Origin of the sequence: Sabulicella rubraurantiaca (assembly GCF_017355885.1) — a bacterium.
Classification (GTDB): Bacteria; Pseudomonadota; Alphaproteobacteria; order Acetobacterales; family Acetobacteraceae; genus Roseococcus; species Roseococcus rubraurantiacus.
Genome location: NZ_JAFEUU010000019.1, coordinates 40,378 through 60,103 on the forward strand (window position 1 = coordinate 40,378; position 19,726 = coordinate 60,103).

Below are 19,726 nucleotides of genomic sequence, written 5' to 3' on the forward strand. Positions count from 1 at the left end.
GCTTCGATCTCAAGAAGTCACCAAGCGCGCGGCCGATCTGGCCTAGCCTCGTGCACCGCAGACGGCGAAGACCCGGGCGTAGGCGTCCATCATCTTGCGCCTGTCGAACCGTTCTTCCGCGACGAGACGGCAGCGCCGCTTCAGGTTCACCAGCGACGATGGTTCCGCGATCCAGCCGCGAACGAGGTCCGCAACCTGCGCCTCTGCGTCGTCGGATAAGAGAAAGCCGTTCGCGCCGTGCTCGATGAGTTCAGGAATTCCCCCTACCCGTGTGCCAAGGACCGGAATGCCGCAGGCATTGGCCTCCATGACCACATTGGGCCGCCCGTCGACCTTGGAGGGAACCACCAGCACATCAACGGCGTGGAGCGCATCCCGGACATGCGGAACATAGCCGCGAAAATCGATCGCGGCCGGGGCACTTCCTGCGGCGACGCGGGCCCTGACTTCGTCCGCCATGGCTCCCTCGCCGTACATTTGGAACCGGACGTCAGGGAGGCGTGCATGGACCGCTTCAGCGAGGCTGACGAAACGCAGCGGATCCTTCTCCGGCGACATACGTCCGACATATCCGACGACGAGATCCTGCGAGGCGGCAGCAGGAGAACGGGGTTTGAAGACATCAAGGTCGATGCCACTGATGAGCACATGGACCATGGGCTCGGTCTTGGCGGTGTTCTGCAGCATGAATTGCCGCATCGCCTCGCTCTCGACAATCACACCGTCGAAGGCCCCCTCGAAGAGGAAATGCGCGACCGTGTGCCCAACCGGATTGTAGAGAATATCGAGCACATGGAGTTCCGGATGCTGCTCACGAACCCTTGCAATCTGGCTGTACGCCTGGGGCGCGCCGATCTGCAGAGCAAGGCTGATATCCCGCTCGCGGATCACCCTCGACAGGCGCTCCACGCCGTAAACTCCCGGAGCGTCCGTCATATTGACCAGCCGGTCATCGGCAGAGAAGTCGGCACATTCGTCCCAGGTGTAGCCCACCGCCTCTGGGTAGAAGTAGGCCAGGGTCACATCGAAGCCGCGTAGCCGCATCTCCCTCAGGATGGAGAGGGAGAGGGCGCCCTTCACGAGGAACGGAAGAAGCGCGAGAATCCGGCAAGGCTCTGTCGGAGAAGCCTGCGTGGATGACGAAGAGAAAGATTCTCCCGGCTGCACTGATCCACCTCTGCTCTGTCTTGTTGTTCCGCTTCCGGCTGGGCCTGCAGGTTGCTCTCGAGGGCCGCGCAGCGATCCAGGAGGGCGCGCATCTCCGCCTCGTGGCGGTCACTCTGGGATTTCCAGTAATCGCGCGCTTCCTGGTAGGCGCGAATGTCGGCCTCAAGCTTGTCGCGGTAAATGCCACTAGCATGAAAATCAAGCGTGCGCACTTCGGCCTGCACGAAGGCAAAGGCCATCAGGCGCCGGCCAACCGCCTCGAGTTCGGGCGCCGACGCACCGAGCAGCTCGCTGAATGCGGCGTAATCGGCAACCGATTGCGGGACGACCATCAGGCCGAAAAGTCGCTCACGCTCGCGCGCCGACAGATTGGCCAGCTCGGCATGTGAGGTGAGCCACGCAAGGATGCCGTGCAGTTCCGTCCAAACTGCGCGACGTTCGATCGCTGGCAGGAGGTTGCGGCGGGCGGCCCAGGCCATCTCAAGGAACGACTGTAGGCGGTTTCCATGAGTTACGCCGCGTGCGTGTAGGCGATAGCAGGTCAGCCTCTCGGGAAGAAGCGCAAACCTGCAGCCGTCCCGAAGCGCGCGCGTCCACAACTCATAGTCGGGTGCGCGGACCATGTTCTCGTCGTCGAGGCCAAAGCGGAGATGGGCGGAGCGCCGGACCATGGTCGAGGAGCGGCACAGTGCGTTGCGACCGATCCAGGTGGAGACGGCGTTGAAGTCCCAGTCCCGGTTTGTCTCCGCCTCGAGCTTGTCGGAGTCCTCGTGGGGGAGACCGTTGCGATCGACAAAGGAAACCCACGTCCCCACGACGTCGAGCGCCGGCTGCTGCGACACCAGCTTGAGCTGTACCTCCGCCTTGGAGGGGAGGATCCAGTCATCCGCGTCCAGGTTCACCAGCCACTCGCCCCGGGCTGCCTCGACGGCCCGGTTATAGCTCGCGGCGCCGCCGATATTCCGCGGGTTCCGCAGGAGCCTAATCCGGTCATCGCGGAATGCCTCGATGACCTCGCAGGATCGGTCGCTCGAGCAGTCATCGACGACGACGACCTCGAAGTCCTGAACGGTCTGGGCGCGGATGCTTTCGAGGGTCTGACCGATATAGCCCTCGTAGTTGTACGAGAGCACGATGTAGGAGAGGAGAGGGGCGTCCTTCATGGAAGACAGCCGGCCACCCGGTCCATTTCCGCCGCACTCAGCTCCGTGTGAAAGGGCAAGCCTAGGACACGGGGGGCGATTGCCTCCGTGACCGGAAGGGAGGCCCTAGGGACCTCCGCGAAGGCCGGGTGGTGGTGGGTCCCCAGCCCCCACCACCGGCGCCATTCGACCCTCGCCGCGTCCAGCCGCGCGGTGGTTTCATGCGCCTCGCCCTCCGGGAGGACGACGTTGAGCGTCATGGTCTGCCAAGTCTCACCCGCTCCGTCTTGGAGACGGCTGCGGTGGCCCCCCAACCGCTTGCGATACCCAAGCGCCAGGGAGCGGAGCTTCTGAAGTTTCGTCGGAAGCGCATCCAGGGCTGCCAGGCCAACAGCCGCGGCGTATTCCGACAGACGCGTGTTGCCACCTCGGATGGCAGAGAGCCTCTCGCGGCCCAGGAAGCCGAAGCCCGTCATCGCGGTCATCCGGCGGGCCAGTTCCTCATCGGAGGTGAGGATCGCGCCACCTTCACCGATTCCCAGGACCTTGGTCGCGTGAAGCGAGAGGCAGACAGGAGCCACGCCGACCCCGCGGATCGCCGTGGCCGCCGCCGCAGCGTCGAACACCACGGGGATCCCCGTCTCCGCTCGGAAATCCTCCCAGGCCCCTAGATCGGGCGGTGCGCCGAAGGCGCTTACCACGAGAACGGCCCCGGGGCGCTCCGGGAGGCTGAGCAGAGCGCGGCGCGCGATATCAGGCGTGAGCGTCAGGCTCCTCTCGTCGATGTCGAGAAGGAAAGGCGTCATGCCGGCATTGGTCACGGCATGCGCGGACGCGATGAATGTGAAGGAAGGCATAAGGCATAGCCCCTTCCCCCCAGCGACGGCGCGCAGCGCCACCTCGATGGCCGCGGTCCCATTGGAGGTCAGGGTCACCCCTTTCGCCTGCGTCATCTCTCCGAGGCGCGCGGAGAACTCCTGCGACAGCGGACCGTAGTTGCTGTACACCTGGGCCGCATCGATCCGTCGAAGGTAGGGTATCAGAGCGTCGGTCTCGGGGAGCCAGGGACGCAGGACCCGCACATGCGTCGATCCCTCAAAATTGTTCAAGGTCCGTGCCCTCCGTCGACCTAATGGCAGAAGAGCCCCTCGGCTGGCGCGATCCGTGCTCAGGCTCGTCGCGACGCTTTAGCTTTGTCGGTCTGGCCCGACAAGGCTGACGCTCGGACCGCCCAGAGGGCACGCCACCACACCGCCTCGACCCAGAGCCGACCTTCCGGAAGCTGAGAAGGGGCATCACATGGCCCCTCCGCTATGAGTCGCCTTTGGTGAGCGGACGGGCAGGCACGCCGACGACCACGGCGCCGGGTGGCACGTCGGACGTCACGACCGCTCCTGCGCCGACGGTGGCCCACGCACCGACCCGCCGACGCGGCAGGACCACCACGCCTGTTCCCAGATTCGCGCCTTCCTCGACAATGGCTCCACCGGCGAGATGACAACCGGGTCCAAGGCTCGCGAAGTCGCCAATCCGGCTGTCATGCGCGATCGTGCAGCCTGGATTGATGAGGACGTGCTGGCCGACCTCGGCGTCGACCGTGATGGAGGCGGGCCCGAGGAGCATGACGCCGTCCCCGAGGCGACTGCGTGCGCCGATCACCGAAGCGGGGTGAAGCGCGGAGACGAAGACGCACTCACGAAGCTTGTCCCTTGCCAGCCTCATACGGGCCTGCCCGTCGCCAACAGCCAAGACAGCCCTCCTGGTTGAAGCCCAGGCTTCGAGGTCATCCCGGACCGGAAGGCCTGCGCAGGCTCCGGCGGCAAAGCTCGGCTCGACAAGGAAGCATTCGACCTTCTGACCCGAGGTTTCGAGGACCCAGGCCACCTCGCGGCCCAGCCCCCCCGCACCCACGATTCTCAGCCCGTCTTCCATCATTCGCCCCTCAGCCGCCTCACGGTCGCCCGGCATCGGGAAGTCGCGTGGCGGTCATTCGTAACTCCGGCCGATCCGGTCAATGAAAAGGTTCGTCGGCGCCACGAGAATGTCCCGCATGGCGCTCATTCGTACGAGGGAGTCGGGCCGCATGCGCACCAGATGGAGCGTGTCGCGTACGATCCGGTGGCGATACCCCGCAGCAATGGTGTCCATGTTGAAGGCCCAGTCCTCATAGCCGAGGCCTTTCTCGATCTCCACTGACTGGTACCGGACGCGCTCGAAGAGCCGGCGCGGTGCGAAGCAGAGCGAGGTCCAGTGATTGCGAAGAGCCAGGGTCTGCCAGTCCGCACCAAGAATGTCGTCGTCGCGGTGGACGAGCCAATAGGGCTCTGCGGTCCCGAAGAAGACCGACGCCTCGGGATGCCAGACGACGTCCTCGCCGGATTCCTGCGCGGCCCGGTAGGCCCGGAGGAGCCATTCGTCGCCCCAGATGTCGTCTGCATCGAGAAACGCGATGTAGTCACCCCGTGCGTCGGCAATGGCCGCGTTGCGGGCGCCACCAAGGTCGCGGCAGGAAACTTCAACCAGCCGGCCTGGAGGGGGACAGAACTCCCGGGCGAATGTCCGCGTGAGGTCGTCAGGGCTGTCGAGAAGCAGGATGACCTCAGCCTCGAGGCCCGCCCCATTCAGAGCCGCAAGATTTCGCTGGACGCTTCGGAGCGCGGAATTGGCCAGCCACTTCTCCCTGTGCATGTTGATGACGGTCGTGACCTTCACGGAGCATCTCTCCTGAGGAGCTTGGCAAGCATGCCCCAGTGCTCGCTTTCTGCCTCATGGCGCATGTCGAGTGGCAGCACGCGTGCGGCGACCTCTCTCGGAATGCCGTAGGTCACCCGCTCTTCCTCGGTGAGTCCATAGCTCCCAACCAGCAGCAGATCCGCGAACTCAAGATACGAGAGGGCACTGGAGAGCGCAGCGTGGCGGCGCGACTCTTCTGGCACAGGTAGGGCGACGACAATTCGCAGATGGCGGCGGAGCTGCGCGTTGTATCGGCGCAGGACGTGCAGCCCGATCTCCGTTCCGAAGGCAACCACGACCGGGGGCCTGACAGACCAGAGAAGGGACGCCACAAGCGTCTCGCGCGTCTCGCGCGAATTGGGCGGATCGAATTCTGCCAGCGACATCCAGTCCAGGTCGGATGGGAGGCCGAGGCCGACCGAGGGAATGTCTTCGTCCGCCGCAAGGGCGAGGGTGTCCGGCGGACAGCCTACCTCCTCCGCGACGCGCGCGAGGGCGCAGAGGAATTTGAGCGTCGCCGGATTGTCGATGCGATCGACGAGAACCAGGACGTCTGGCCGCGATCGTAGCGACTGAAAGACCTCGCGCCACTTTCGGTCCAGTGAATGCCTCGTATGTGGTAGGAAAGGGAGGTCCGGGAGTGTGCCGGCGAGGGCCGCAACCCCTGGTTCTGTGACGGCATGCGCGGCCACCGTCTGCGCTGCCAGATCGAGGAGGGCCTGAGACGGGCTCCATCCACTCGCCTCGATCTGCGCGCCGCGCGCCCTCGAGACCTGCGCAGCCTCTACGGGACATGTCCGCAGACCGAGTGACGCCCCGATCCGCAGGAAATGCTCGAGGGGCGTCTCCGGTGCCGTCGGAGGCTCTGCAAGCTGAGACAGGTAGAATTCCGGGTGGAAGCCAGCAGAAGGCCTCCGTCCCTCTGGCCCCCCGTGCTGCAGGTAGTGGGAGAAAGGTTCCACGCCGGCGCGGGCTACATCGGCGTAGGTGCTGAGGTACCAGGAGACGTCGAAGGCGGGCGAAGGGTCACGCAACTCCCTCCAACCATGGTCGAGGTAGTGCTCAAGCGGGGCGATGCCCGCCCGAGCCACGTCTGGCTGAGACGCAAGATAGAAGGGCGCGTCGAAGGCATCCTTGAGCCGCGTCCGCAAATCTGGACCTTCTGCGGTAGCAGGCACAGCGGCACGCCTGCCGGGCATGAGGCGCCGAATGATCGCGCGCCCGACCCTTTCGCGAATCCTCACGGCAGCGCCTCCTGCGTACGGGCATACTCCCGCATGGGGCTGAGCGCTGCCTCAAAGGCGGCGGTCATCCGTCCGAGATCAGCCTCGGTCATGGCATGGGAGCGAGCCCATTCACGCATCTCGGCAAGCAGCGCAGGTTGCTCGTGGATCTGCCTCAACACATCCAGCATCGCCGGGACCTTGCCGGCCTCCACAAGCCAGCCAGTTCTGCCGGGAAGAACCAGCTCCGGCAGGCCGCCGACTTCCGAAGCCAGGATCGGCGTGCCGACGCCCAGTGCTTCCAGAGCCACGGTCGGCCGGCCATCCAGAAGGGAAGGCAGCACGAGGACGTCAAGGTTCGCGAGAAGGGAGATGGGGTCATCGACCAAGCCGAGGACGCGTAGCCGGCGGTAGGCCGAGGGCGATGCTGCAATCCTGGCTTCAACCTGGGCGCGCTGCGGGCCCGTCCCCGCCATGATGAAGTGAAGATTCCACTCCGGCGGGCAGGCAGCGACAAGGTCGAGGAAGCCGAGAGGATTCTTCTCCTCCGACCAGCGGCCCGCGAAGCCGACCACCGTTCCGCCCTCGGGGAGGCCAAGGGCACGGCGCGCGGCAGTGTTCCTCAGAGCCGGGTGGACCCTGCGAAGGTCGATCCCGCTCTTCACCAGGCTGATCCGGTCTGCCTTTTCTCCATGCTCCAGAAGCCAGTCACGCACCTCGCCATTCTCTACAATGGTGAGATCGATCAGCCTCGCGTAGCGGCGGTTGTCGCTTGTATGCCCGACGGTGTTGAAGAGCAGATCCACCACCTTGAGGTTCGGGAACTGGATCCGGATGCGCCTCAACATACGGTACGTGAAGGTGCTGCCGACGACCAGCAGTGTGCTGACGCGGCGCCCCGCGATCGTCGACATGACGAAGTCGGCCCAGTCTTCCTCCTCGAGGAACCGCGGCAGGTGAAAGACCCGATCCGTGTGTTGCGTGAACCATTCGGTCGTGTCGCCTGCCTCGAGGCCCGGGCTCAGCGTCGAGATGACGTTGATCTCCCACCCCTCGCCGACGAGATGGCGCACCACTTCGGCGAGGAGTCTTTCTGCTCCGCCGAGGACAAGCCAGGGGACGGCAATCAGCAGGACTGGCTTGGTGCCAGCCTTGGCCGCAGGCCGCGGCAGTGGCGGAAACGCGTTCCTTTTCGCCTTCAGGGCCCGCGACGTGTCTAGGACCTCGTCGGTCAGCACATCCGCGTTCCCCGCCCGGACCAGTGCCGCTTGCTTGTCCATGGGCAAGACGGAGGCGCTCCGGCTCAAGCTGGCCGGATGTACCCGGTACCTGAGCAGGTAGTCATCGGCGAGGTTCACCACCTTCGCCCCAAGCGCCACGACGCGAGTCCAGAAGAGCCAGTCCTCATGGACATGCCCGGCAGGGCCGCCCGCGTCATCCCGGAACCCTCCTGCTGCCTCCCAGAAGTGGCGCCGGAAGGCAGCACAGGTCAGGACGTGATTGCCGGAAAGGAGTGTTGCCAGGTCAGGGCGGCGCACGATCGAGAGCTTTCCCGTCTCCGCTCCGAACATCTCCATGCCGGCGGAGACGACATCTGCACCCCGGCGCTCAAGAAGATAGGCTGCCTTCTCGAGGTAGGTGGGATGCAGCATGTCGTCCGCATCCAGGCAGACAATATACTGGCCGCGCGCATGGGTGATCCCGAGGTTGCGGTTTGCGCCGACCTTGGAGGGCCGAGGCTGCATCAGCACCTGGACCCTTCCATCCGCCAGGGCGGCGACGCGAGAGGGCGTCTTCCCATCCGTCGACCCGCCTTCGACGACGATGATCTCGTGGTTCTTCAGGGTCTGTGCATGCACCGAAGCGACTGCCTCAGCGACATAGTCCCCATAGTTGAAGCAGGGGATGACCACGCTGAACAATGGAGGGGAGCCGCTTGCAGCTCTGGTCATCGGCTGGGCCCGCCCGCGAAAAAGTTCGAAGATCCCGCCGCGGGGGCCGACCCTTGCCGGAGGCTCAGTTCAGGCGGGAAGGGAAAGGGGGGCGTTGGCACAAGAAGACTCCGCGGCCTAGGACGCCAGGCGCTCTGGTAGCACCGACGCCGCAAACTCGGCCATCACCGCGCGGATGTCGAAGGCGGGAGGCTCGATCCCGTGACCCTTCAGTCGCTCAGCACTTCCGTAATGACGGCGGACGGAGGTGACGCCTGAGCGCCCCGGATCCTCAAGGACCTCGACTGGAAATGGGCACTGCCGCACCAGCTCATCAACGAGGGCTCGCAGGCGGGTTGGCATCCCAGAGCAGACATTAAGCACTCCGGTGATATCGGTCCGTCTGGAGAGTGCGAGCAGGACCTCTGTCACCGCATGAACCGAGAGGAAGTCCCGCTCCGTGGAAAGATCGCCCGTCCGAAGCACGCCTCCGCTCGGAGGCATCGTTGCGACCTGACGCCCAAAGGCACCTAGCGCGAGATGTCCTGGCATCTGCGGCCCCACGAAGTTGAAGAGGCGAGCGACCACGAGGTTCTGCCCCCTGTCCAATGAGGCCAGCGCGTGATGGGTCTGCGCGAGCTTCGTGATGCCGTACCCGTCGCGGGGCCTGTGAGGTGTGTCTTCCGTCACAGGAAGTGCGCTGTCCTCGACTGGACCATACTCAGCAGCTGAGCCGGCAAGCACAATGCGTGCGCCGGGCACTGCTTTGCTGGCAGCGGAAAGGAGCGTCGCGCCGTAGACCGCGTTGATGCGGTAAAGCTCTTGCAGGGAACCGACCACCGCGCCCGCAAGATGCACGATCACCTCGGGTTGGGCCTTTTCGAGGGCATGTTGCATGGCGGCGGCATCGCTCGGGTCCTCGAGCGGCAGCCACTGCTCGTCAGGCACGGATTCAGGCGCGCTTCGCCCCAGCGCCCATACCGGAAGGTCCAGAGCCTGCAATGCTGCGAGCACATGCGTGCCCAGAAAGCCGTTTGCTCCGGTGACCAGGAACCGCGGCCGGGACATGGCTATCCTTCGTTTGAGAGAAAGATGTTGCGCGAGTTCTGGAAAAGCTCCTGCGCGGTGGCGTAGTCGTCGGGTCTGCCGATGTCGAGCCACCTGCACTCAGGCGCATGGCAGTGGACATGGTGGTCGTCGCGCACCAAAGCTCGCATGAGGTCGGGCATATCTAGATACACGCCCGGTTGAACATAATTTCGCACCGCCTCGCGCTGAAGCACGTAGCAGCCCATGCTCACGAGGTGCGGATAGGATGGCTTCTCGATGTAGCCGGTCATCCGCATCTCGGGGTCGGTCTCAAGAAGACCAAAATCGATCTTCACCTCCCGACGGAAGCTCGCAACCGTCGCTGCGGCGCCGGTCCGTCCATGCTCCTGCAGCATCAACTTGAAGTCGAGCGTCGTCAGCAGGTCACCATTGGTGACAAAGAACGTGTCCCCGACCTCGTCGAGCACGGCACCGAGAGGGCCTGCCGTGCCCAGGGGTTTGTCCTCGAGGCTGTAGCGGATCCGTAAGCCAATCCGCTCTCCTTCGCCGAAAAAAGCCCGCAGAAGATGGTGAAGGTGATTCACGGCCAGGATCACTTCCTCGACCCCAGCCGCGCGGAGCTGACGCAAGAGGAGTTCAAGGACGGGCATCCCCTCGCCAAGCGGCACCAGGGGCTTTGGGAACAGAGCCGTATAGGGACCAAGCCGTGTTCCCCGGCCCCCCGCCATGATGACTGCCTTCATCGCGCTTCTCATCAGACCGTGTATGCCGTGGGGCGGTAGAGGTTCTGATGCTCCCGCATGAAGTCGATGGTCTCGATGAGGCCGTCATTGAGACCGACCCGGGGCGTCCAGCCGAGGAGACGTTGCGCCTTCGAGTTATCTGAAACGAGACGCATGACCTCGCTGAGCTTCGGGCGCAACCTGCTGCTGTCCTGGGTGAGGGGCTTCTCGCACTTCATCAGCGTGAGGATCCGCTTGGCGATGTCACCGATCGAGGCCGTTTGGCCGGTGCCGAGATTGATGGTTTCGCCGGCCACGCCATCAGCGCTCCCTGCCAAGATGAACCCAGCCGCAGTGTCGGAAACGAATGTCATGTCGCGTTCGGGGTCCAGCGCGCCAAGACGGATCTCGGACCCGTCGGAAAGTGCCTGCGAGATGACCGTTGGAATGAAAGCGCGGGCAGATTGCCGCGGGCCGAAGGTGTTGAACGGCCGCAGCGTCACGACCTCCGTCCCGAAGGAGCGCCAATAACTCTCAGCGATCTTGTCGGCGCCGATCTTCGATGCCGAGTAGGGCGATTGTCCTTGCAGGGGGTGGTCCTCATCGATGGGCACGCGCTGCGCGGTGCCGTAGACCTCCGAGGTGCTGGTGTGCACGACGCGCTGGACGCCGAGGCGACGTGCGGCCTCCAGCACGTTGAGAGTTCCTTCCACGTTGGTCCGGACGTAGGAACGGGGAGCGACGTACGAGAATGGAATGGCAATCAGCGCAGCGAGGTGAAGGATGACCTCCTGGTCCTTCGCGGCGCTGAACATGAAGTCGCCATCCTCGACATTGCCCGCGACGACTTCGACTTCTCCAAGGATCTCGCGAGGAAGGAACTGCAGATTCCCCCAGCTCGACAGCGCGTTGTAATGCACCATGGCGCGGACCTTCGCCCCGGCCCGCACCAGACGCTCAGTCAGGTTGCTCCCGATGAAGCCTCCGGCGCCCGTAACGAGAACCTTCTTGCCAGCAATGCGCTTCTCCGCCTCGAGCAAACCAAGCGCCATCTTCAGATCTCCAGGAAAAACCGCGACCACACTGTCGAGCGGGTCTTCTCTCGCCGGATTTCTCGAAGCGGTCAAGGCAATGACCATTTGCCGGATTACTGTCTTTCTCGTACCTTAATTACCTATTATTGCTCGAAGTATTCGAAAGAATCGTCGCGCCGGTCGGCGGATGCAAGTCCCAGTGTCTGCGGGCACTGGACGAGCGCTAGACTTCCTGGCCCTGGCCCCTGATCTATGAATGCGAGGGGGTCGGTCTCAGAAGTGCTTTGTTGAGAGATAGTATGAGCCAACCCTGACTGCTTCGTGCTGCGGGTCTGGGGGCTGGCGCAGGGCGAGGGAGGCGGGGCCCATCAGGCCGAAAGCAGTCCAGGTCTGTAGGTTGCGGCACGGTGTGAACGACAGTCATCCTTTCAGGTGGTCGAGCAGGGCTCTAACGATCTGCCGTTCTCCTCCCCCCAGCGCCTGCTCCATCGACCCCGATAGCCGCGCGGATCGAAGCGCGTCCTGGACGCGAGGCATCGTCAGTTCCGCGAGTTCGGAGAGCAGCCCGAACGGTGCATGGCGACTGAGCCAGTTGAGCAGGTGGGGCTCCTCTGGCCAACCTGGACGCTCGAGGAGCAGGCTGGCCTTTCCGTCCAGGGCCAGTTCGGTCACGATCCCGTAGCCCGACTTGCTGACGACGAGATCGGCGGACGCCAGGAGGTCCCTGAAGGTGAAAGGAAGATCCTCTACCCCCATGACGTGGCCAGGCGCGGATCGCCACCGATGAGGGACCAGGAACAGGGTTTCGCTCCTTGTCTCTAATGCTGGTGGCCGCGCCACGTCCCAGTCGCCGAAGGCGAGCAGCACAACTGAAGCCGTTTGTGATGGAAGGTAATCGAGGAGCGCTCTGCGGACATTCTTGCCTCGCGTTCCGAGCGCTGCAGTCAGATCCACGCCGCGTACAGCGGGCATTGGCATCCTCGGCGCTAGTCGGAAGCACAGGTCTGCCCTTCCGTAGCCCTTTGCGATGTCATCGATGATGGCCGAAAGTCCGTCGTCGTGTGGGAAGAGGGCTAGGAGAAGCTCGTCCCAAGACAAGGAGCAGACCAGACAGCTTGGCACGCGTGCGGCTGACGCGGCCTCAAGCGCCACGTACCCCGCGTTTGAGACAACGAGGTCGATCTTCAAAGCAGTAACCTGGCTTGCAAGCTTGGTGATGTGCCGCGCCAGATCGGCATGGAGTTCCTGGTAATAGAAGCGGGTGCGAGTGAGATCGACCTGCAGACCAGGGGACATGATCAGACCATGATCCGTCTGGGATGGCAGAAAGTCTGCAAGGGGTCCAAGTCGCGCCTCGACCAAGCTTCTCGGAAGCCCAGAGCGCGCCAGAACCTGTAACCCGGGCTTCGAGGCCCGCAGACCAGCGACGATGGCTGCTGTCTGCGCGAGATGCCCCCTTCCGTGCGCAGAGATGTCGAAAAGGATCCGGTCAGGCAAGGAGCGTCCTCGGTATGGGCGGCGTTGTGCTGCATTAGGGCCTCTACTCGGGTGCCGTCGACAAGCCGCCCGGATACTGGCCCCTCTCAGCGCAGCGGACTGTCCCATGCCTCGCGGGGCAGGTGTGGCCTCGGGGAAGCGCTGCCCTAAACTTGGCAAGCCCTCGATGAAGGTGCCCTGACGGATGTTGACATTATGGTAAGCACAGCGTGTGCTTGCCCGGAGAGCAATGCCATGAAGGCGAGGCCAAGGGGGAAGACAAGGTATGGCAACCATCCGGGCAGGATCGGGCTTCGCGCTGGATTTTCGTGACCTACGTATCAGTGATTGGTACTACGGCCTCACACTCACCACCTCGTCCAGCAACTATGCGGCCGGAGACTACCGGAATTTCGGGAATCCGCAGGGCCGGACTGAATTCTACGGCTTTGGCTTTACCTATGATGCCTTAGGCTACCCTAATGGAGGCACTCTCACGGGGTTCCAGGAAACCAATGGCGGTGCTCTTGCACTGCGGGCTGATGGGTTTTCGGGGGCGGTCACGCAGTTTCTGAGCTGGTCGCTGTTCGGTCAAACCGAGACCGCGCTCTCCACGATGATGTCTGGCAACGACACGCTCTTCGGATCACCGCTAGCCGACTTCGTCCGGGGTTATGGTGGCAACGACTCCTTCTCCATGGGAGCGGGCAATGACGTTGTCACGGGTGGCCTCGGCAACGACACCATCCACGGTGAGCGCGGTGTCGACACGGCGGTCTTCAACGGTCTGCGGTCGCAGTACACGGTACAGTACGCCGGGCATGGGAACCGCTACACGGTCTCGGGACCCGATGGCACGGATCTTTTGACTTCTGTCGAGCGGCTTCGGTTCTCGGACGGAGACCGCTGGGTCGAGGACGCAGCGGGGCAGTCCAACGTGGTGAACCGCTTCCTCAACACCTCGAACGGCACCCATTTCTATACGGCGTCCAATTTCGAGGCGGGCTCTGTCCGGACGAACCTGGCGCATTTCGAGAATGAAGGCTTGGCCTTCAAGGTCGCGCCCGTGGGCGCCAGCAATACGACGGACGTCTATCGGTTCTTCAACCCTCAGAAGGGCTCGCACCTCTACACCACGAGCACCGTCGAGCGGGACCACATCCTCACGCACCTGCCGAACTACCGATACGAGAACGTCGCTTATAAGGCTTACGCTACCGATCTTGGCCCGCAGGAGGAACTTTACCGCTTCTACAGCAAGCGCACTGACACTCACTTCTTTACGACGAGCGAGATTGAGCGCGACCACGTGATGAGCAGCCTTCCTGATTACGTCTACGAGGGCATATCTTTCTACGTAGACCCAATCTGAAGCGATCAGAGCTGAGCATAACACCCTCTGGGCGCTACGACCGATGCGCCCACACCTTCTTCAGCGCCATCACCCCCGCCGCCACCGTCACCTTCTGGCTCAACCAGTGAGGCCTGAGCCTAGCTCTTGGCGCTCGTGCTGCGTTCCGCCGCAGCAAAGTGAAAGGAAGGTCATCACTGCGTAACTGGAATGGGCCCCACCTTATAAAGCACGTAGTTATGCTGGCGGATGGACGCTCGGGCAAGCTCGAAGAGGTCGTCTCGTAGCAGTATATGCGCACGCGCCTTGTGACCGAGATCCGTGTATCTGTCCGTCGTGCCGGGAGCATCGTGAAGGAGTACAAAATGCGCCGAGGAGACGGCCCGGTCGATCGTGGCTGGGTCGAAGACATAAGGCTGCGACATGCCAACGAACGCGCCGGATTGCCGATAAATCTCGATGACGAAGTTGAAGTAGGGAATCGGGCTGTGGTTCAAATAGATGGCCGGCCCGTGCACTGGACTCTGCGCGATGATCGTGCGGCTAAAGTCTTGGACAATTTGGCTGGCCTGCGCCACATCGTCGACCGAGTAACTGTCCCCCGGCCAATGTATCCATCGCTGAACGGGCATCTCGAAGGTCACCGCGCTGGTCACGAGGAGGCCGGTGGCAACCGGTAGCTGCAACCATCGGTCCCTCATGGCGATGCGAAGGGCGAGCAGTACAAGGGCAAGGATGCTACCCGCGAGAGGAGCACCTAGCTGTTGCGAATACTGCGGCGAGATCGTAAGCGGCGCATAGCAGGCGAATACGATCACAACGATCGCGCAGGCCGCGGCCAAATCGGTGCGCTTCATGTGGTGCCGGGCGACGGCAACCAGGAATCCAAAGCCGATCAGGAGGAACGACGTCAGCCCGCCGCCCCAGGATCGCGCTGGAGTCGCGAAAGGGAGGTAAAACAGGAGGCGGTCCCGCAGCGCAATATCAGATTGCCAAAGCGGGTTGGAAAGCGCCTGCGTGATGTAGAAACGGAAGAAATCTAAGTTGGGCACCACGATGGCCGCGTAGACCAGCACCGGCAGCAGTACGAGACCTGCGGTGATTGCCAAGCGGCGCCTGTTCAGGGCTGAACGGCCCTCGATAGACCAGTCGCGAAGATGCTGGAGCACAAAAACGAGCCCTAGGAGCAAAGGGAAATAAAACGCCGTCGGCTTGCACAGAACAAAGAGCGCCGCGAGGAGGGCCGTATAAAGCCTTCGCCATACGCTGAAGGTCGCTCCGTCCACAAGGAACACCTCGACCACCAAGATAAAGAGGATCGCGCCGGCGAGAAAATCAGTTTTGAGGGTCGATGCGAACAAAAAGAAGGCCGGTATTGAAACGACACACAGCACAAAGCCAATGGGCGCAATGATGACGGCTCCGCGCAATGAGCGGAAGATCGATAAAACAACCAGGAACAGGTAAAATCCTGGGATCAGGTGAGGCGTCCAGATGCGGTCCCCACTCAGGAGCATGGCCAGCGTGCCGTGAATATTGGCCAAAGGAACGTGCGCGAAATTTAAGTTTGCAGCTGCCGCAAAAAATCCCGCGCTGCGAATGAGATGAGAATTGAACAAAGAGTTGTAAATGTAGGCGCAGTCATCCCAAGGGATGATCTTATCGGCGACACCGTTGCGCAGCATCTCGCGGATGACCATGGCCTGGACCGCGAAGGCGATCCCCGCAGCGAGCAAGACCCTTGGTCCACCAGATGGCCGGAGCCAGGACGTCAAAAGCCGTCTCCCTCAGCATGGTTCTCGATGGTAACAGTGGCCCCACGATGGACAAGGCGTGAGGCGGGCGTCCCAAAGGCAGTGGGGCCAAGCTGTCGAGTCTATGTCCTGGCATCCGTCGCCAGCGATCTCGCAGAGCACGGCGCGGCGGCCTCGTAGGCGGCCCGGGAAAGCGATCCGGCCACCTATCTCAGGATCGTTGCAGCGTTCAGTCCACGCGAGCTGGTGATGCTGCGTGAGGCCAAACCTGAATTCGGTGCGATGTCGGATGGCGAGGCGCGGGAGGAGATTGAAAAACAAAGCCGCCGACGGGACCTACTCAGGATCTGGCGAAATCTGACCAGGTAGAGAGGCCTTAGCAATCTGCGGGCCTTGTTCCAGTTCACCCTAGCTTGGGGGCTACCGGCTCGACAACCCGGGCCCGTGCCATACGGTTGGCGGAATATGCTGCGCCTTCGCGCCGGTGAGCGCGGTGTTCTTGAAGGGCAGAGGGCTCCTTGCGCGCATCTTGTCAACCAAGCCCCTGGTGTGGCTCGGCGAGATCAGCTTCGCGCTCCACCTGGAGCATCAGGTCACCATGAAGTGGTCCCACCTCATGAACATCGAAGGCCAGATGGATCCGGCTGGACCCGTTCTTGTAGTTGGCGCCTGTATCGCGCTGGCGGCCCTACTCCAACATGGTGTCGAAGTGCCACTGCACGCGCGACCCACAGGGCGAGGGCCCTCGTTCGGGAAAGCCCGCAAACAAGTCCTGCCAGAAGCGCAGGTTGGCTATGTCCCGAAGCCCACACCTCCGACCTGGCGGAAGTTGGCGTGCCACCATCTCGGTGCTGACACCCTTCTCTTGGCCACTTGATGCCGTCTTCCCGCGCCATACCAGTTTGAAAAGAGCGCAAAGAACCCTCCCGAGAGACAAGCCGCAACGCCGGCGACGGCATGTCGCATCTCCTTCCGAAGCAAGTGGGCTACTTCGCTTAACGCTCGCCATGACCGACCAATTACGGCCAGCGCGACACTGACGCGCCTACAGAACCGCGAGCGGGCAGGGATTGGGACTGGACATTTTGAGCTGTGGCATACAATTTGGGGTAGAGTAAGCATATATCCCGATGTGCTGCCGCTGATAATTTCCTAACCATTGCGCGAATGACCATTCACGAATGCAACCCAGATGGGGTTGTTTCGGGGTAGAGAGATCATGAGCGGCAGCGTCAACGTGGTGGTGGGTTCGGCCGATGACGATGTGGTCATCCCCGGAGGATCGTCTTCCCTCGTGCTGGGCACCTTCACTGCGCAGGACGACCTGATTTACGCCTCCAACGGCGACGACACCCTGGACGGTGGCGCCGGGGTGAACCGGTATCACGCTAGTAGTGGTGTGCTGATCAACATCTGGGCGTCTGGTGCTGCAGACTTTCCCCTACTGGCCAACAAGGTCGGCTCAGACGGCGTGCCCTGGGGCATCGACAAGCTGTCGAATTTCTCGGTCTTCGCTGGCGGTCTCGAGGAAGATCAGTTCCGCCTCGGCGCACAGGACGACACGGTCTGCGGCGGCGCTGGCGATGACTACCTGGATGGTGGGGAAGGGGTGAACACCCTTGTCTTCCTGGGTGACGTCTTGATGGGTGTTCAGGTGGATCTGTCGCGCTTCTTTGCGCGCGATGCCTGGGGCTTCACCGACCAGATCCACAACTTCCAGAATGTGACTGGCACTGGTCTCGACGACACCCTCACCGGCGACGCGGGCCGGAACACCCTGATTGGTGGCGCAGGAAGCGACACGCTCGACGGGCAGGGCGGAAACGATCTTCTCCTGGGTGGCGATGGTGACGATATCCTTGTCGCCGGCGCGGGAAACAATACCCTGCATGGCGGGTCCGGGTACGACACCATGGTGCTCACAGGAGAGCGCGACGCCTGGCAAGTGGTCCGCCACGAAGACCATCTCTGGACGCAGAACCTTCTCACCAGTGAGGTCAATCACGGGACCGGCATCGAACGCATCTTCTTCACCAATGGCCAAGTGGTCGATGTGCAGGCGCTGCCGTCCCAAGCAAGTGCTTTGCCAGATCAATCTCCTTTTCCGGAGCCGGCCGAAGTTGCGGGTGGCCCAGGGCTGGCCACTGGCCAAGGTGCTCTCGTCACACGCCTCTTCAACAAGGTGACCGGCGCGCACCTCTACACGACGAACAGTGTCGAGGTTGACTGGATTCTGCAGAACATGCCCGAGTTCGTCCTCGAGGGCGGGTCCTTTCGCACGGCCCCCGAGGGAAGCGCGGGCACAGCTCCCGTTTTCCGCTTCTTCCATACCCAGGCCGGCGGCCATCTCTACACGACGAGCACGGTGGAGCGGGACAGCATCCTGGAGAATCTTCCGCACTATCGGTTCGAGGGGGTCGCCTACTACGCCTACACGCGCGACCTGGGACCGCAGGAAGAGGTGCACAGGCTTTTCAACAGTCAGACAGGGACGCATCTCTACACCACTTCGGAGTATGAGAGGGACACGGTCCTCGCGAGCCTGCCTCACTTCAAGTACGACGGAACAGTCTTCTATGTGGATGTGATCTGAGCGCGTTCGTGCCTGCGCTCTTCATGGTCCATGCGGAGTTGGAGCTAGGCCGTCCGACCCTGAACACGGTCGGAGTTGGATGACCGTCCGCTTCAGGGGCCTCGCCTCTGGCATTGTGCCAAGGCCGCCACTGCTGCCCACAGATCATCGGATGCCGAAAGCCTTTTCATAAGAGTCCAGGCAAGCGCCAGCAGGCTTTGTCTGATCCTGCATCTTGGGTGCCTGGCCGCTCGAGACGAAGTGGCGCTTGGACGAAAACCTTACCAGGAATGAGGAGCGGAGCTTCGTTGTTGCCGGGACCGTGTTACGATGGGCGATTGCCACCCGCTTTGAATGGTTGGTGTTGCTGGGGAAGCGGGGAATGAACAGAAGGGTTGAGGGGCTTTGGATCGTTTACGCCGGTGAGGTCTACCGGCCTGACTTCAGGCCCGGAGGTGCAGCAGCAGGTCTGGTCGTACTGGATCGGGGCCGTCTCTATGGCGGAGACGGAAACTACTACTGGGTTGGGCGCTATGAGGCGCGAGGGAATGCGCTGACGGCCAGGGCATCTACCCACCACTACAGCGGGTCAAACCGCACACCGTTCGGCTTCGCGACCTCGGGCCTTGAAGTTGAGGTGCAGGGATCGCGGGTGCAGCCGGACGTTATTGCCGGAGTTGTGCGGAGCCCTGCCGCCCCAAGTTCCCTGCCCATCATCATGGTGAAGAAGCAGGGGCTTCCCTGATCCCGGCTGCAGGGACTCGCTACTCCACTGTCACGCTTTTTGCGAGGTTGCGTGGCTGGTCCACGTCGGTGCCCTTCAGCACGGCGACGTGATAGGCGAGAAGCTGCACCGGAATGGCGTGCAGAATGGGCTGCGCGAAGGGATCCACCTCCGGCAGCTCCACCACCGCCTCGGCAAAGCGCCGCAGCGCGGGCGCACCGGCCGCATCGGTGAAGGCCATGATCCGCCCGCCGCGCGCCGCCGCCTCCTGCAGGTTGCTCAGCGTCTTCTCAAAGAGCGGCCCGCTCGGGCAGATCGAGATCACCGGCACGGCAGTGTCGATCAGCGCGATGGGGCCGTGCTTCATCTCGCCGGCAGCATAGCCCTCGGCATGGATGTAGCTGATCTCCTTCAGCTTCAACGCCCCTTCCATGGCGATGGGAAACATCGGCCCGCGCCCGAGAAACAGCACGTCGCGCGCCTTCGCCACCTCGGCCGCCAGTTCGCGGATCTGCGCGTCCTTCTCCAGCACCAGCGCGGCGCTGTGCGGCAGCGTCAGCAAAGCCTGGGTCAGCCGCCCCTCGTCCAGCGTGGACAATTCGCGCTGCGCCCGGCCCATGCCAATCGCCAGGCACGCCAGCACCGCCAGCTGCGCCGTAAACGCCTTGGTGGAAGCCACCCCCACCTCCGGCCCCGCCACGGTCAGCACCGTCGCGTCGCTTTCCCGCGCCATGGAGCTTTCGGGCACGTTCACGACAGAGAGCACCTTCTGCCCCCGCTCGCGCAGCAGCTTCAGCGCCGCCATCGTGTCCGCCGTCTCGCCGGACTGGGAGACGAGGATGGCCGC

The 19,726-nt window shown here is 63.0% G+C and carries 16 protein-coding genes; 3 read left to right on the forward strand and 13 right to left on the reverse strand.

The features are described from left to right. Positions 1-42: 42 nt before the first annotated feature. From JTJ31_RS25270 to JTJ31_RS21410, 11 genes are all read right to left on the reverse strand, one after another. On the reverse strand, positions 43-1,080 hold the full coding sequence (locus JTJ31_RS25270) for a glycosyltransferase (RefSeq protein ID WP_207540776.1): 1,038 nt from the start codon (positions 1,078-1,080) through the stop codon (positions 43-45). Continuing rightward, on the reverse strand, positions 1,077-2,330 hold the full coding sequence (locus JTJ31_RS21365; protein WP_207540777.1) for a glycosyltransferase family 2 protein: 1,254 nt from the start codon (positions 2,328-2,330) through the stop codon (positions 1,077-1,079). Before JTJ31_RS21365 ends, JTJ31_RS25270 begins: the two co-directional genes overlap by 4 nt. Next, positions 2,327-3,418, reverse strand: a complete 1,092-nt coding sequence (locus JTJ31_RS21370) for a DegT/DnrJ/EryC1/StrS family aminotransferase (protein ID WP_207540778.1) — start codon at positions 3,416-3,418, stop codon at positions 2,327-2,329. Before JTJ31_RS21370 ends, JTJ31_RS21365 begins: the two co-directional genes overlap by 4 nt. A 202-nt stretch (positions 3,419-3,620) precedes the next feature. Further along, complete coding sequence (locus JTJ31_RS21375) at positions 3,621-4,244, reverse strand: NeuD/PglB/VioB family sugar acetyltransferase (protein WP_207540779.1); 624 nt, start codon at positions 4,242-4,244, stop codon at positions 3,621-3,623. A 51-nt stretch (positions 4,245-4,295) separates the two neighbouring features. Next, positions 4,296-5,021: a glycosyltransferase family 2 protein gene (locus JTJ31_RS21380; RefSeq protein ID WP_207540780.1), complete on the reverse strand. Its 726-nt coding sequence runs from the start codon at positions 5,019-5,021 to the stop codon at positions 4,296-4,298. Beyond that, the gene (locus tag JTJ31_RS21385) at positions 5,018-6,193 is read right to left on the reverse strand and encodes a hypothetical protein (RefSeq protein ID WP_207540781.1); all 1,176 of its coding nucleotides are present in this window, start codon (positions 6,191-6,193) and stop codon (positions 5,018-5,020) included. The genes JTJ31_RS21380 and JTJ31_RS21385 overlap by 4 nt, the downstream gene beginning before the upstream one ends. 89 nt (positions 6,194-6,282) lie before the next feature. Beyond that, positions 6,283-8,217, reverse strand: a complete 1,935-nt coding sequence (locus JTJ31_RS21390; RefSeq protein ID WP_207540782.1) for a glycosyltransferase — start codon at positions 8,215-8,217, stop codon at positions 6,283-6,285. A gap of 117 nt (positions 8,218-8,334) precedes the next feature. Further along, the gene (locus tag JTJ31_RS21395; RefSeq protein ID WP_207540783.1) at positions 8,335-9,264 is read right to left on the reverse strand and encodes an NAD-dependent epimerase/dehydratase family protein; all 930 of its coding nucleotides are present in this window, start codon (positions 9,262-9,264) and stop codon (positions 8,335-8,337) included. A 2-nt stretch (positions 9,265-9,266) separates the two neighbouring features. Beyond that, positions 9,267-9,989 carry a nucleotidyltransferase family protein gene (locus JTJ31_RS21400; protein ID WP_207540784.1) on the reverse strand — a complete coding sequence of 241 codons (723 nt, stop codon included), beginning with the start codon at positions 9,987-9,989 and terminating at the stop codon, positions 9,267-9,269. An 11-nt stretch (positions 9,990-10,000) separates the two neighbouring features. Then, positions 10,001-11,107 (reverse strand): GDP-mannose 4,6-dehydratase, encoded by a 1,107-nt coding sequence (locus JTJ31_RS21405; RefSeq protein WP_328805793.1) that lies wholly within the window; start codon positions 11,105-11,107, stop codon positions 10,001-10,003. Positions 11,108-11,422: 315 nt separating this feature from the next. Next, on the reverse strand, positions 11,423-12,499 hold the full coding sequence (locus tag JTJ31_RS21410) for a hypothetical protein (protein ID WP_207540785.1): 1,077 nt from the start codon (positions 12,497-12,499) through the stop codon (positions 11,423-11,425). Positions 12,500-12,764: 265 nt separating this feature from the next. On the opposite strand from JTJ31_RS21410, the gene JTJ31_RS21415 reads away from it, so the two are divergent. Continuing rightward, positions 12,765-13,850, forward strand: a complete 1,086-nt coding sequence (locus tag JTJ31_RS21415; RefSeq protein ID WP_207540786.1) for a hypothetical protein — start codon at positions 12,765-12,767, stop codon at positions 13,848-13,850. Between the two features lie 173 nt (positions 13,851-14,023). Here JTJ31_RS21415 and JTJ31_RS21420 read toward each other — a convergent pair whose 3' ends face one another. Further along, positions 14,024-15,529, reverse strand: a complete 1,506-nt coding sequence (locus tag JTJ31_RS21420; RefSeq protein ID WP_207540787.1) for a hypothetical protein — start codon at positions 15,527-15,529, stop codon at positions 14,024-14,026. 1,273 nt (positions 15,530-16,802) lie between these two features. Here JTJ31_RS21420 and JTJ31_RS21425 point away from each other — a divergent pair. Together JTJ31_RS21425 and JTJ31_RS21430 are read left to right on the forward strand one after the other, a co-directional pair. After that, positions 16,803-18,176, forward strand: a complete 1,374-nt coding sequence (locus JTJ31_RS21425; RefSeq protein WP_207540788.1) for a hypothetical protein — start codon at positions 16,803-16,805, stop codon at positions 18,174-18,176. A gap of 247 nt (positions 18,177-18,423) precedes the next feature. Continuing rightward, complete coding sequence (locus tag JTJ31_RS21430; protein WP_207540789.1) at positions 18,424-18,900, forward strand: GrlR family regulatory protein; 477 nt, start codon at positions 18,424-18,426, stop codon at positions 18,898-18,900. Positions 18,901-18,919: 19 nt separating this feature from the next. Here JTJ31_RS21430 and JTJ31_RS21435 read toward each other — a convergent pair. After that, positions 18,920-19,726 (reverse strand): SIS domain-containing protein (locus JTJ31_RS21435; RefSeq protein ID WP_207540790.1); only part of this gene is annotated, 807 nt, incomplete at its 5' end.

Coding starts and splice junctions, on each gene's coding strand:
- JTJ31_RS21365 (WP_207540777.1), bottom strand. CDS start 2,330: ATGAAGGACGCCCCTCTCCTCTCCTACATCGTGCTCTCGTACAACTAC.
- JTJ31_RS21395 (WP_207540783.1), bottom strand. CDS start 9,264: ATGTCCCGGCCGCGGTTCCTGGTCACCGGAGCAAACGGCTTTCTGGGC.
- JTJ31_RS21415 (WP_207540786.1), top strand. CDS start 12,765: ATGGCAACCATCCGGGCAGGATCGGGCTTCGCGCTGGATTTTCGTGAC.
- JTJ31_RS21390 (WP_207540782.1), bottom strand. CDS start 8,217: ATGACCAGAGCTGCAAGCGGCTCCCCTCCATTGTTCAGCGTGGTCATC.
- JTJ31_RS21400 (WP_207540784.1), bottom strand. CDS start 9,989: ATGAAGGCAGTCATCATGGCGGGGGGCCGGGGAACACGGCTTGGTCCC.
- JTJ31_RS21420 (WP_207540787.1), bottom strand. CDS start 15,529: ATGGTCATCCGCGAGATGCTGCGCAACGGTGTCGCCGATAAGATCATC.
- JTJ31_RS21425 (WP_207540788.1), top strand. CDS start 16,803: ATGAGCGGCAGCGTCAACGTGGTGGTGGGTTCGGCCGATGACGATGTG.
- JTJ31_RS21375 (WP_207540779.1), bottom strand. CDS start 4,244: ATGATGGAAGACGGGCTGAGAATCGTGGGTGCGGGGGGGCTGGGCCGC.
- JTJ31_RS21405 (WP_328805793.1), bottom strand. CDS start 11,107: ATGGTCATTGCCTTGACCGCTTCGAGAAATCCGGCGAGAGAAGACCCG.